The organism is Romboutsia weinsteinii, assembly GCF_002250835.2.
In the GTDB taxonomy this organism is placed as follows: domain Bacteria; phylum Bacillota; class Clostridia; order Peptostreptococcales; family Peptostreptococcaceae; genus Romboutsia_A; species Romboutsia_A weinsteinii.
Genome location: NZ_NOJY02000058.1, coordinates 1 through 13,698, shown reverse-complemented (window position 1 = coordinate 13,698; position 13,698 = coordinate 1). Strand labels below are relative to the sequence as shown.

General features: G+C 26.0%; 14 protein-coding genes. 2 read left to right on the top strand and 12 right to left on the bottom strand.

Annotation, left to right across the window (positions count from 1 at the left end; all coding sequences use genetic code 11):
- On the bottom strand, nt 1-157 hold a 157-nt coding region (locus CHL78_RS21525; protein ID WP_199534100.1), incomplete at its 3' end, for a GntR family transcriptional regulator.
- Between the two features lie 389 nt (nt 158-546).
- Nucleotides 547-957: a peptide deformylase gene (locus CHL78_RS17325; RefSeq protein ID WP_094369761.1), complete on the bottom strand. Its 411-nt coding sequence runs from the start codon at nt 955-957 to the stop codon at nt 547-549.
- Between the two features lie 405 nt (nt 958-1,362).
- Between CHL78_RS17325 and CHL78_RS17320 the strand changes: the two genes are divergently transcribed.
- Nucleotides 1,363-3,279, top strand: coding sequence for an FUSC family protein (locus CHL78_RS17320; RefSeq protein WP_158540726.1), 1,917 nt, complete (start codon nt 1,363-1,365; stop codon nt 3,277-3,279).
- A 98-nt stretch (nt 3,280-3,377) separates the two neighbouring features.
- Here CHL78_RS17320 and CHL78_RS17315 read toward each other — a convergent pair whose 3' ends face one another.
- The 4 genes from CHL78_RS17315 to CHL78_RS17300 all read right to left on the bottom strand — a co-directional run bounded on the left by CHL78_RS17315 (nt 3,378) and on the right by CHL78_RS17300 (nt 8,375).
- On the bottom strand, nt 3,378-5,423 hold the full coding sequence (locus tag CHL78_RS17315) for an ABC transporter permease family protein (protein WP_094369759.1): 2,046 nt from the start codon (nt 5,421-5,423) through the stop codon (nt 3,378-3,380).
- Nucleotides 5,413-6,165: an ABC transporter ATP-binding protein gene (locus tag CHL78_RS17310; RefSeq protein WP_094369758.1), complete on the bottom strand. Its 753-nt coding sequence runs from the start codon at nt 6,163-6,165 to the stop codon at nt 5,413-5,415. The genes CHL78_RS17315 and CHL78_RS17310 overlap by 11 nt, the downstream gene beginning before the upstream one ends.
- 145 nt (nt 6,166-6,310) lie before the next feature.
- Nucleotides 6,311-7,024 carry a LytR/AlgR family response regulator transcription factor gene (locus tag CHL78_RS17305; protein WP_094369757.1) on the bottom strand — a complete coding sequence of 238 codons (714 nt, stop codon included), beginning with the start codon at nt 7,022-7,024 and terminating at the stop codon, nt 6,311-6,313.
- Complete coding sequence (locus CHL78_RS17300) at nt 6,999-8,375, bottom strand: ATP-binding protein (RefSeq protein ID WP_094369756.1); 1,377 nt, start codon at nt 8,373-8,375, stop codon at nt 6,999-7,001. The genes CHL78_RS17305 and CHL78_RS17300 overlap by 26 nt, the downstream gene beginning before the upstream one ends.
- 293 nt (nt 8,376-8,668) lie before the next feature.
- On the opposite strand from CHL78_RS17300, the gene CHL78_RS17295 reads away from it, so the two are divergent.
- Nucleotides 8,669-9,418, top strand: coding sequence for an EFR1 family ferrodoxin (locus CHL78_RS17295; RefSeq protein ID WP_094369755.1), 750 nt, complete (start codon nt 8,669-8,671; stop codon nt 9,416-9,418).
- A 75-nt stretch (nt 9,419-9,493) separates the two neighbouring features.
- Here the strand turns inward: CHL78_RS17295 and CHL78_RS17290 are convergent, their stop codons facing one another.
- The 6 genes from CHL78_RS17290 to CHL78_RS17265 all read right to left on the bottom strand — a co-directional run bounded on the left by CHL78_RS17290 (nt 9,494) and on the right by CHL78_RS17265 (nt 13,487).
- Nucleotides 9,494-9,859 (bottom strand): ArsR/SmtB family transcription factor, encoded by a 366-nt coding sequence (locus tag CHL78_RS17290; protein WP_094369754.1) that lies wholly within the window; start codon nt 9,857-9,859, stop codon nt 9,494-9,496.
- A 15-nt stretch (nt 9,860-9,874) separates the two neighbouring features.
- Complete coding sequence (locus CHL78_RS17285; RefSeq protein WP_094369753.1) at nt 9,875-10,651, bottom strand: nitroreductase family protein; 777 nt, start codon at nt 10,649-10,651, stop codon at nt 9,875-9,877.
- A gap of 183 nt (nt 10,652-10,834) precedes the next feature.
- Nucleotides 10,835-12,013, bottom strand: coding sequence for a MalY/PatB family protein (locus CHL78_RS17280; RefSeq protein ID WP_094369752.1), 1,179 nt, complete (start codon nt 12,011-12,013; stop codon nt 10,835-10,837).
- A gap of 2 nt (nt 12,014-12,015) precedes the next feature.
- Complete coding sequence (locus CHL78_RS17275) at nt 12,016-12,768, bottom strand: MurR/RpiR family transcriptional regulator (protein ID WP_094369751.1); 753 nt, start codon at nt 12,766-12,768, stop codon at nt 12,016-12,018.
- Nucleotides 12,769-12,842: 74 nt separating this feature from the next.
- Nucleotides 12,843-13,160, bottom strand: a complete 318-nt coding sequence (locus CHL78_RS17270; RefSeq protein WP_094369750.1) for a PTS lactose/cellobiose transporter subunit IIA — start codon at nt 13,158-13,160, stop codon at nt 12,843-12,845.
- An 18-nt stretch (nt 13,161-13,178) separates the two neighbouring features.
- Nucleotides 13,179-13,487 carry a PTS sugar transporter subunit IIB gene (locus tag CHL78_RS17265; RefSeq protein ID WP_094369749.1) on the bottom strand — a complete coding sequence of 103 codons (309 nt, stop codon included), beginning with the start codon at nt 13,485-13,487 and terminating at the stop codon, nt 13,179-13,181.
- Between the last annotated feature and the right edge of the window lie 211 nt (nt 13,488-13,698).

Below are 13,698 nucleotides of genomic sequence, written 5' to 3'. Positions count from 1 at the left end.
ACTCTTTACATAAGTCTCCCTCTGATGGAAGTTTGTCGCCTGGTTTATATATACCAGCTGCTATTTTTTTTCTTATATTGTCATATAATTGCTGGTATAAAGGAATAAATGAATTTACTTCTAAGTCTATTTCATTATTTTGCTTTTTTCCATTCATTCTTAACACCTCCTTACGTAATTTTTTTATAACATTATATAACAAGTTGTTTATTACATATTATAACAAGTTGAAAACGTTGTCAATTTGTTTTTTATTATCTTATAATTCATCAGCTTTTTTAAACATTCATTTCAATATAAAAAACATAAATCTAATGTGTAAAATCCTTATGTTATTTAATTAAAAAAATAAAAACACTTATCGAAATAAGTGTTTAAAAATCATTCTCGAAGTGTTCTAGTTATAGTACACTTTATGAAATTAGGTGCCAGTATTCACAGTTTTATTGTTTTACCTTTTTATATATACTAAACCAATTAATTAGTTACTTTTTGAGAAATACTCTCGATTATCCCTTTACTTTATACTACAAACATTATTTTACATTAGATTATTATGCCTTTAAAATGATCTACTTCATGCTGAATAATCTGTGCAGTAAATCCTGTAAATATTTGTTTATGTTTATTGAAGTTTATATCTAGATACTCTACCTCTATTGTTTCATACCTTGTTGTTTTTCTGGAACCAGTTAAAGATAGACAGCTCTCTTCCGCTTCATAAGGCTTCTCTTTTTTTAATATAATTGGATTTACCATAGGAACTATGACATTTCCCACAGTAAATACCAGTATACGTTTTTTTACTCCTATCATATTAGCTGCTAATCCTACACAATGTTCTAAGTTTGCTCTTAGTGTATCCATTAAGTCGTTAATAACTTCTACGTCCTCTTTTGTTGCAGGCTCTGATTTTTGTTCTAAAAATAGTATATCCTTTACAATTGGTCTTATCATTCTTCTTCTAACCTTTCTAATTTCTTAATCTGAATTAATATTAGTTTATATTCTATATTCTATATTCTATATTCTAAAATTATACTCTAATATATCATGTTAGTCTAAGTATATAAATCAATAAAATCATTAGTGTAACTATTTTATTTTAATATAAAATAATTTTATTTTAAAATATTTTTCATGAATAATATTATATTTTTTATAGGTTTTATACATATTTGGTCGAAGTATATCGTTCATAAGAAATATATACTACACTTGAATACGTATATTTTTATTTTTATAAAATATAAAATTCGATTTTATACCGTATCAAAAAATTGTTTTACAAAAAAATATATGATATTATTTATAAATATTAAAACTCAAGCATGATATATGACAATAAGGAGAACCGGTATAATGAATAAAAATAAAAAAGAGATTATGTCACTTATTTTTTCTAAAACTTTGCTATTTATAGTAATAGTTTTATTAGTGAGTATATTCAAAAGTATATTTGGAGAAGAAAATTCACTACTTGCGGTTACTAGTATAGTATTAATGCTAATCCTACTTCCAAAAGATTTAACTGTACATCCTGTTAAAAATTTACTTGGTTTAATAGTTATCAATCTAGTGTTTGGATTATCTGCCTTTTTAGCTTCACAAAGCTTAATATTAGCATTAGTACTTAACTTTGCTATATTAGCATTTATAGGGTATCGCTTTACTTATGAACTGCAAAAACCAGTTTATGCCTTAATTGCTCTACACTATATATTACTTATGATGAATCCAGTACCGGTTTCACAATTACCATTAAGACTTCTAGGATTAATTGCAGGAGCATTTATGATAATGGCTTCACAACTATTAGCTAATAAAAATAAATTATCTAAATCAAGAGATAAAATTTTAAACTCTGTATTAGATAATCTTTTATTAAAAATAGAATTATTAAAATCAGGTAAAGGAACTGACCAATCAGATAATGCATTATCTATATCTATAAATCAATTAAAATCAGATATATTTAATAGTGGGAAAAGTGAATCACATCTTACAGAGTGTGGAAGAAATACTTTTGCTATACTATCTTGTTTAGAAAAAATAAATATTTTACTAAATAACATGAAAAATTCAGATATAGAGTCAGAACTTTTAGATGATATATCTAAAATATTAAAAGATATAAAAGATAAAACATCTTATATTGATACATCTAAATTAGAAGACAAATACAAAGAATATGATTTTAATTTAACAGATATTTATGATTTTATTAATACTATTAAAGTTTTAAATGCTGAATTAAAAGAATATTCTAAGGCTGATGACAAACAAAAATATATCAAAAATGAACTATGTATTTCTGATGAGTGTAAGAATTTAAATATTTATAAAAGACATATAAACTTAAAGTCTCCTAGGGTAACTTATGCAATAAGGTTAGGTTTAGTTGTTTCATTAAGTTACTTTGTTATAAACATATTTAATATAGAATATGGAGATTGGGCTCTGTATACAGCATTTATATTAACACAACCACACTCTGAATATACTGTATCTAAGTCTAAAAAGAGAGTTGTTGGTACTATAATAGGAGCTGTACTAATAGCAATATTATTTAATTTAGTTACTGATCCTGGTATAAGAACTATAATGTTAGTAGCCTCTGGTTATATAATGTCATATTTGTCTGATTATAGAGATATGGTAATATTCATTACATTCTCCGCAGTTGCTTCTGCTGCATTATCTGTAGCAGATCCTAACTTTATTATAATGAATAGGGTTGTATTTGTTATAGTAGGTGCAATTATATCTTTAATTGCTAGTAAACTTATATTACCTCGTAATCTTTCACACGAAGAGGAAAATTTAAATAATATTCAAATGCAAGCATTAAATAAAATGATGGAAGAAGTACTACTTAATAAAGATAGTAAAAATGAAAGCACAATGGTCATTTTATCTTCAGTACCATCTTTAATAGATTTAAGAACAAATTATTTAGAAGTTAATGGTTTAAATATGGATATGTCTTTAATAAATAAAAGTAAGATTATAATGAATGATTTATACCAAATTCACTTATTAGAGAAGGATAATACTAATTATAGCAATGTATTTTCTAAATTAAAAAATAATATAGAAAAATCTACTAGTACAAGCGTTCTAGATTCTAGGATTCAAGAGGATATAAAATCTTCAAATAATTTTAAAGAAATATATCTATCTACAAAAGTTTCAAACATATTAAGTGAAGTAAACAGTATTGGTTACAATGAAGAAAATCAAACTGATTTATATCAATCTTTAACTATATTTAATTAAAAACTTAAAAGTTCTAGCTCCTATATTCATTAGAAGTTAGAACTTTTTTTCTTAGTTTTTATGCTCTCAACTTGATAGTAATACATTCAATTAATTATCTAAGTTAATTCACATTTTATAGATTTTTTTAATATTACTTTTCTAGCTAAAGCAAATACTAAAATCTGAACTAAAGCAAATAAAAGTGAAAATAATAAAGCATAATTTCTATATATATCAGCTGTTAAATTTTGACCTGTCATAGCTGTTTGTATCATTACACCTAAGGAAATTCCCACTACTGTAGGTATCATAAATATAATCAATAATTGCTTACTAATTATTGATTTAATAGCCTTATTATTAGCTCCAAGTAGTGAAATATTTTTATAAACTGTGCTATCTTGCCATGATGTATTTAAAACTTTTATATATAATATCATAGCCGATGCAATAAGTGATAGTAGTGCTATATATCCAAACAATAATGGATAAACCATTTCTATTTTCAATGCATCTGTAGTCATATATATTTTAGAGTTTATTTTATATGGCCAATCTCTATAATCAGTAGGAGAAAGTTCATTAGCATTTACAAATTCTAAAGACATATCATTATATACTCTATCAAATGCTCCCCCATACATAAGTAATCCTTCTTCATTATTTAATATTGACCAACTTTCTAATTCTTTATAAAAATCATATGAGTTTTTCCAGTTATCAACATTAAATAATACATTTGTTTCAATGGCATCACTTGGGCTTTGAGATTTTAATTTTTCAAAATCTTTATCATCTAATATAAAACCATTAGTACCCTGTTGGCCTAATATTAATTGTTTAAATATATCTCCTTGCTTTTCTAACATATATTTATTGTCATTTCCAAGTCCTGAAAGTTCCATATTTTTATATCTTTTCACTTTAAATGTACCTTTATCACTAGATACGATATAATACATACCTGGTTTAACATCTATATTTTCATTATATAGCTTATTGTAGTCACTTTCTTTTACACATAGCTCAGGATCTACATAAACTCCATATCTATCTATTTCTTCTTGAGAGAAATTTTTAACTAATGTTAAAAGTTCTATTTCATTATAATCATTTATTTTTGTATCATTCTTATTAGCAATCTCATATATTGTATCTTTTTCAATTAAATTATTTTGATTTTGTGATTTTAATATTGAGAAATCAAAAGGGGCCAATATTTCTGCTATTTCATTTTTTCCTAGCACATTCACAAATGAAAAACACATTGCAAATATTGTTATTGCTATTAATGTTGTTACTGTAAATAGTGTCGCTGTATATTGTTTACCTTTTAATTTTAGTAAATTATAAAAAATTATATTTTTATAGTAATTTTTATTGCTAACACTCTTTGCCAAATCCCCCATCGTAGTAAAACTTGCGCAAACTAGATATAGCCCTATAATAATCATTAAAAAGAATACAAACTTAGCACTAGGTACTGAATCCAGTAGTATACCTCTCATATTTGAAGTTGCACAAAAGATTCCTATAGGAATCATAATTAGTCCTAAAAAACCTAATTTATAATTTCCAGCTTTTACGTGTTCTATATCCTCAGAAATTTTTAATATCTTCATTATATCTATTTTTTGTACGTATCTAGATGTTTTTTTACTTAAAAACATAATAGTCATAACTGAAAATATAGCTCCACCTACAAATCCAAACCATCCGATTTTATATACTATTTGCGAACTTCCAGCAATACTTGTTATAAAAATCCATACTATATATGTAAAAGGTAGTGCCAATATCATGCCTACAACAGAAGCTATTGGAAGGATATATTTTAATTCTTTTAATAATATACCCACTACATTATTTCTATTTATACCCAGAGACATAAATACACCTATTTCTTTTGATTTATATTTCATAAATAAAGAATGAGAATATAGTATAAACATTAAACATGCAATTGAGAATGCTCCATAAATAGTGTATGCTATCATTTGTGTGCTTCCACTATCAGATATTACATCTGTTACGGTTGAACTAAATATTAGTAATCCATAAGATGTAAATAACATAGTACCTAGTATGATACAAAATATTAGTACCTTATAATTATTTAAATTTGATTTTAACAGTTTTTTACATATATCATTAAGCTTCATATGCTACACCATTTATACTATTCATAAATACTAAAATTTCATTTGAAAATTCTCTTGGAGTACCCTTTCTAGCTAACTCTCTTACTATTTCACCATCTTTTAAAGCTATAACTCTATCGCTATAGCTAGCTGCAAATGCATCATGCGTTACCATAAATATAGTTGCATCTAAATTTGTTTTAGCATCTATAAATGCTTCTATAACTGATATACTTGACTTTGAATCTAGATTTCCAGTGGGTTCATCTGCTAGTAATACTAATGGTTTATTTGATAATGCTCTAGCCACAGCTGTTCTTTGTTTCTGACCTCCTGATATTTCTGTCGGGTACTTACTTTGGATATCTGAAATCCTAAATGATGTTAGTAATTTATTTGTTCTTTTTTCCATTTCTTCAATAGTTCTATTTGCTATTATTTGTGGCAAATAAACATTTTCTAAAACTGTAAGTCCATTTATTAGCATAAAATCTTGAAATACAAATCCTAGTTTATTTTGTCTCACATTTGCTAGATCTTCTTCCTTTAAGTTTAATATATTTTGATTATCAAGTAATATCTCCCCTGCATCTCCTTTTATAAATCCTGATATACAATTTAATAAGGTAGTTTTACCACTTCCCGATGGTCCCATTACGGATACAAATTCTCCTTTTTTAACATCCAACGATACATTATTTAAGGCTATATATTCTCCACCTTTTGAAGAGTACTTTTTTTTCAAGTTTTTAATATTTAACATATTTATTCTCCCTTTTATAATTTCTATATACTAATTTATTTAGAATATATCATGTGGATTATTTGCTTTCAATAAATCAGTATATCTTGCATATATAAGGTACAATTGGTACAAAAAAATAAAAGCCTATCTAAATGATAGACTCTTATTTATATAACATCTCTCCCAATACCTGTGCTAATTTCATTTGTAGCTCCTTATAATTAGCTCTACTAACAGGTACTTCATATCCGTTTAGTATTATTGTTTTATCTTTTATCTCATCTATTTCTTTTAAATTAACTAAGTAACTATTATGACATCTAAAAAATTTATAATTTAATAATTGCTGTTCTAATTTTTTTAAACTTATTTCAATTTTGTATTCTTTATCAACAGTATAAATAGTTACGTGTTTTCTAATAACTTCTATATATAAAATCTTACTTGCAGGCAATACCAATGTATCCTTGTTTGATTTAATAGCAATCATATCGTTTTTTTCTAATACTTCAACTATACACTGATTTAAATGCTTACTTAACAAATCATATTTAACTGGCTTTACCAAGTATCTATATGCCTTTACTTCATACGCCTCAAAAACATAACTTTCCATAGATGTTGTAAATATTATCTCAATATCTAAATCAACGTCTCTTATCTTTCTAGCTATATCCATTCCACATTCATTTACTAAGCCAATATCTAAAAATAAAATATCAAACTTCTTATCAATGTTTTTTAATAATTCACTACCATTTGGATACTGTACCAATTCGTATTCTAAATCTTCTTTATTTAAAATATCACATATATATTCACTTAAAGTATCTCTATAAAATTTTTCATCTTCACAAATTGCTATAGATAAGCTCATCGTCTATTCCCCCTTGTCTGACTTCACTGCAACTTGATATTGGTATATAAATATTTATTATAAACTTTTTTTCTGTATGATCTATTGAAACATTTCCATTATATTTTTCAACACAATCTTTAATATTATTTATACCTAGTCCATGTGAGAATTTGTCTTTTTTATCTGTGAAAATCTTATTTTGATTTTGTGAAATAATATTAATCTTAGAGTTTTCACACCTAACAACAAAGAATCTATTTATAATATTTCCAGCTATTTTTATATATTTATCTCCTGTATCAATTTTATTGCATGCTTCTATTGAATTATCTAAAATATTTGAAAATATAGTACACACATCTATCATCTCTATAAAATTACAATTTCTAAAATTTATATCTGTATTAAATTCTATATTATTATCTGAACATATTGATTTCTTTTCACTTAATATAATGTCTAATATCATGTCCCCAGTTGTATTTATAGATTTCCACTCATTAAGTTCTGATTTTAGATTATCTATGTACTCTTTTGATTCTTCATTTTGTTTGTTCATATTTTCTATACATATTAAATGATTGTTCATATCATGATATAATTGTCTAACTTTAAGTTGTGCATTTTGTAATTGAATATAATGATTATACTGATACTCCACCTTTTCTTTTATAGCTTTATTTTCTATTCTCAATTCAAATGATTTAATTACTTTTATAATAATAAATATCAATGCTAAGTTTGAAATTGCCGATAAATTAGTAGATACTTCCAAAATAAAATCCTTAGATTCATAGTTGTCCATTGCTCCAGTTCTAAAACTATGCAAAACTAATATATTTATAAAATTTGAAAGTATTGGTATTGCTATAAATATCATTTCTTTTTGTTTTATATTTAATTTTTTGTTAAATTGTATTTTTATACTTTTTAATATCCAAGCCATTAATGCTAATAATAGCTTTGTTACTATTACCACTTCTAAATAAAGTAATTTATTTGAGTATAACTGATTAATATCTTCTATACCACAGAGAGCTAAGATAATATTTATAGCTAAAATCTCTGTACCTAAAAATCCCAACCAATATATGCTACAAATTATTAAAATCTTCAATTTGCTTTCTTCATAATTGTATAAATATATAATTAAGCTGTTAGTAATTGCTATTGCTAATTTTATATTTATATCCATATCTATGATAGTTAATATGACTGTTATCACGGTCATAACTACTAACATTGATACTGTTACTAATTCATTCTTTTTCTTTTTACTAAATGTGTCCATTGTAAATTTAAAAATTGAGTTTTCTATAGCTGTTGATACTATATAAATAGTTATCCAAAATAATTGTGACTCTAACATAATACGTCTCCCAACTGATGTATTCTCTTTTAATGTATATCTTTAATTATTTCGTCATTGATTGCTAATTTCCTCGCTTTTAGTTCAATTTATTTTAAATTGATAGCACGAATTTGACCCTAAAATTTAATGGTAACCAAATTCTTTACCAATAAATATAAAAAATATTAATGTGCTATAATTTTTTTAACTAGTAAATTTTATATTTATTATAATACAATATATCCATAAATTACCTTATTAGAGCAAAAGTATTAAGTGTTAAAGTAAAAAATAGTTAGGGAGATATAATTATGATTTTATATTTTAGCGGTACTGGTAATAGCCGATATGTAGCTCGCAAAATTGCACAAGAATTAAATGATGAACTAATATCATTAAATCAACTTATAAAAGAAGAAAAAACAGATGAATTAATATCAACAAATAAACCATTCATATTCGTATGTCCTACTTATGCATGGAGATTACCAATAGTGGTTACAGAATTTATAAAAAAAACAGAATTTATAGGAAGTAACAAAGTTTACTTTGTAATGACTTGTGGAGGAGATACAGCAAAAGCCGTAAACTATATTCAAAAGTTGTGTAAATATAAAGAATGGCAACTAAAAGGTATGGTAGAAATTAAAATGCCAGAGAATTATATAGCTTTATTTTCTACACCAGATAAAGAAACATCAAAACAAATTATTAAAGAAGCAGATAAGCAAATCTCTAAAATTATTTCTGATATAAATGATGAAAATGAATTTAAAACTATTTCCCCTAGCGGCTTAGGCGGCACAATTAAAAGTGGTATAACAAACATAGGTTTTTATAAGATATTTGTTCATGCCAAAGGATTTCATTGTACTGATAAATGCATTGGCTGTGGAAAATGTGTATCACTATGTCCTCTAAATAATATTAATTTAAAAAATCAAAATCCAGTTTGGGGAAATAAATGTACTCATTGTATGGCATGTATTTGTGGTTGCCCTACTAAAGCTATTGAGTATAAAAATAATACTCAAAATAAAGAAAGATACTATTTAAAATAATATATTTTTATCATTTAAACCATTATAAAAACCAGTAAAATTAATTTTACTGGTTTTTTACTAAATCACTTTGATTTACTCACCTTTTCTTAAATCATCTTCACCAATATGTTGTATTCCAATAAATATAAGGTTTATTAGTTCTGTTAGTGATTTCCATTGTGATTCTTTTGAATCAAGATAATAATAGTTTTTTGTTCCTTCTCTACGTACATTAACTATTTCTGCTTCTTTCAATATTTTAAGATGATGAGATACAGCAGGACGAGAAAGATGTGTTTTTTCTGTAATTTCTCCCACTCGTATGCCATTAAAATCACTCTCTAGAAGCGTAATTAAAATCAACTGTCTAGTTTCATCACCCATAGCAGAAATAGCTTTACGACATCCTTTAAATTTAGATGTTATTTCTTGTATTCTTTCCTGACATTCTTTTTCCATGATATCCTCCATTACTTATAAATATCTAACATTCGCTGCCTCTTTTTGTACAGTACGCCTATATTTAACATTTGGGTACCCAATCACTAGCGTTGTAATAACATGATCACCGTGTTTTAAAGTTAAAAGCTTTCGTAAATTTAGCGAATTATTTGCTACATCTGAAAACAATCCACTAAATAAAACCCCCAAACCGTAAGATTCTGCCATTAGCGCCATATTTGATGCTGCAAGTGAACCACTAATCTTATCTTTTGTAACTACCATTATTGCAATAGGTGCATGCTTAAAAAAGAAGTTGTCATCAATTGAAACTTCCTTTGAATATTTAACTGCAATATTTGCAACAGGTTTTATTTTTCTAAAAAATTTCACTGCTGCTTCCTCATACACTGCTTTTTCTTTATCTAAAACAATATATGAAACATCTTGTGAATTTTTAGCACTAGGTGTATATCTACCCGCTTCAATAATTTGATTTACAATCTCTGGCGAAACTTCTTTATCTTTAAAATTACGTATCGTTCTTCTTGATTTAATTGCCATTAGTAATTCATCTGAATCTAAGTTAGGTTTTTCTGTAAGTTCTATTGGTGGTTCATCAAATCCTGTAAGTGTAATAGCACTCACTGGACAAATTGCTGCACAGTGCCCACACATTAGACAGTCTTGATTTTTAATTACTGATTTTTTATTTTCTATAACTATATTATTTACTGGACAGTCATTTTTACAAAGTCCACATCCAATGCAAAGATCTTTATTAACTTCAATTATATGCTGGTATTTCATATGCCTTCATCTACCTTTCGTTCATTAGTTTAAACTATTATAGCACGTAGATGTTTTTTATATTCATTGGTAAAGAATTTGATTACCATTAAATTTTTCATAGATCTTAAATCATTATAGCTCCTATATAATAAAAAAGATATTGACCATTTGATCAATATCTTCTTCTATAATTTATAAAAATTATTCTTTAATAAATTCTAAATAAAATTTTACTAATTTATTCATTGCTTCTTCTAAAATTTGTTTACTAGTAGCTATATTTATCCTTATATATCCACTTTCACTAGCTACAAATCTAGTTCCAGTTTCCACTAATACCCCAGTTTCTCTAGCTAGTTTTTCTACAAAATTTAAGTCATCATCAACTTTATCTAATTTTATCCATAATAGATATCCAGATTCCGGATTCATAATAATTATTCCTTCTACATCTAATATACCTTTTACTAAATTTATATTAGATTCTATATTTTTTACCAATTCCCTTACCCAAGTCTCCCCATTATCATAGCAAATACCTAAAAACTCATATCCCACTCTATTTATACCTAACTTATTGTTTAAAAATGAATTTGATATTTTTTCATATATTTCCATATTAGGCATAAGTAAGAATGAAGAATTAAGTCCTGCAAGATTAAATGTTTTATTTGGAGATGAACAAACTACTATATTTTCGTATGTTTTATTAAACTCTATAATAGAAGTAAACTTATTGTTGTTTAGTATTAAGTCACTATGAACTTCATCAGATATTAAAAGTATATTGTGCTTTTTACATAGAATTACTAATTCACTTAATTCATCATAACTCCATACTCTTCCTGATGGATTATGTGGATTACACATTAATATAGACTTTATATTATTTTTTAGTATATTTCTTTCCAACTCATCAAAATCAATGTAATACCTATTATTTACAAGGTTTAGTGCTTGAGTAATTAGATTTACTTCATTGTTTATTACTATATCTTTAAAAGGTCCATAAACCGGAGTAAATATTAAAACATTATCATTTTGATTTAGCATAGTTTTAACTACTAAATTCATAGAAGCTAATGTTCCTATACCAGGCATTATCCAGTTTTTATTTATATATATTCCGTTAAAGTTTTTGTACCAGTTAAATATAGATTCACTAAATTTATTCAATACGTCAAAGTACCCAAAATCTCCTTTTTGAATAAACTCCATTGATTTAATATTTATTTCTCGTGGCAATTTATAATCCATATCTGCTATAAATAACGGATAATACGGAGTTTTATGATTAGGAAATCTCCTATTTATATATTCTGTATTCCACTTTTTAGATCCATTACCTTCTCGAGATAATATTTCTTCAAAATTGTACATATCTATACCTTCTTTTTATATTTTTCTATAAATTTTTTTATAAGCATGTCCATAGCTATATGAAAATTAAGTCTTGTGTCAATATCAGCATCTGAATCTTGAGTGCATCCGGTATATATTATATACTTACTCATTCTTTCAAAAGTAGAACCTCTTGTTTCTGTTATTAATACAACATCTATTTCTCTAAGGTTTGCTTCCACTAATACTTCTAAAAGTTCAGGTGTTTCACCACTTCTTGAAAGTAGTATTACTAAATCATCTTCTTTTCTTAATATACGGCTAGATAGTCTCATAAACCTTGAGTCATCATGTTGTTCCGCAGGTATTCCAAGAAGTTGTAATTTTATTTGAAATATTTTTCCTAAGTAATTACTCATCCCCATACCATATATATTTATTTTCTTGCAAGTATTTATTCTATCTATTATTTCTTCACTTATATATTCAGAAACTAAACTGTATGTATCTAACATCAAATTCACAAAATTATTATCTTTTTCACTAGATTTATCTACGTTCTCTTCATTTCTTTTAAAATAATCATCTTTAAATTGTATAAAACTATCATACCCTAATTTTTCTGATAATCTATGAACACTTGTCTTACTAACTAAAAGTTCATCTGCTATATTAGTTATAGTAAATTTTTTATATGTAAACCTGCTTTTATTTTCTAATAATTCGTGTAATATATCTTTCTCTAACTTAGTTAAATTTCTTGCATTTAGTGAAATTCTCTTATGTAAATTCATATCTTTATCCTATTTCTATATTTATTATATGACAAAGTGAACTCTAGCAAGTAGAGTTCACTTTATGTTTATTATTACTTACTTTCTATTCTCTCATATAAATCTATGAATTCATCAGCTAATTGTTGGAAATTCATAGCATTCATTAAATGATCCTGCGCATGAACTAAAATAACACTCATTTCAGTTTTATTTCCGCTAGCTTCACCTTGTATCAATTCAGTTTGAAATCTATGAGCCTTAGTTATTCCTTCTTTAGACTTTATCATAGTTTCTCTAGCTTCATCTATCTTACCTTCTTTAGCTAAAGATATCGCTTCAAATGCTAAACCCTTTGCATCACCTGCATATGATATTATCCCAAATGATATTTCAAATATTTTTTCACTCATATCTAGTACTCCTAAAATTTATTTTCCGTTATATAATTCTATAGCTCTATCAAGAACTGCTTTTCCATCACAAGAACCATAGTGCATCATATTTATCACCTCTACTGGGACATTGTATGGATTAGCTATATCTGTAGCCTTATTTAATATATATCTAACTTGCGGTCCTAAAAGGATAACATCACAATTTTCGACTTCACTAGCTAAATTTACCTCTGATATAGCCCATATTTTAGCTTCGATTCCATTTTCCTCAGCTGCCTTTTTCATCTTTGTTACTAATAAACTAGTTGACATACCTGCCGAACAAGCTAACATTATTCTCATATTTTTATCCTCCTCAAAATGTTATAAACTTAATTTATGTATTATGATTAACATTATCTTTTAATTATTATTTGTGCCTAACTCTTCTTTTCTATATTGATTATCTAACGCCTTAACAAATGGTATGTATATTAACGTAGATGCTAATATTGCCAATATTTGTACCGCTGCTCCTTGCCATCCACTTACTAACAGTCCACTTATTATTGGT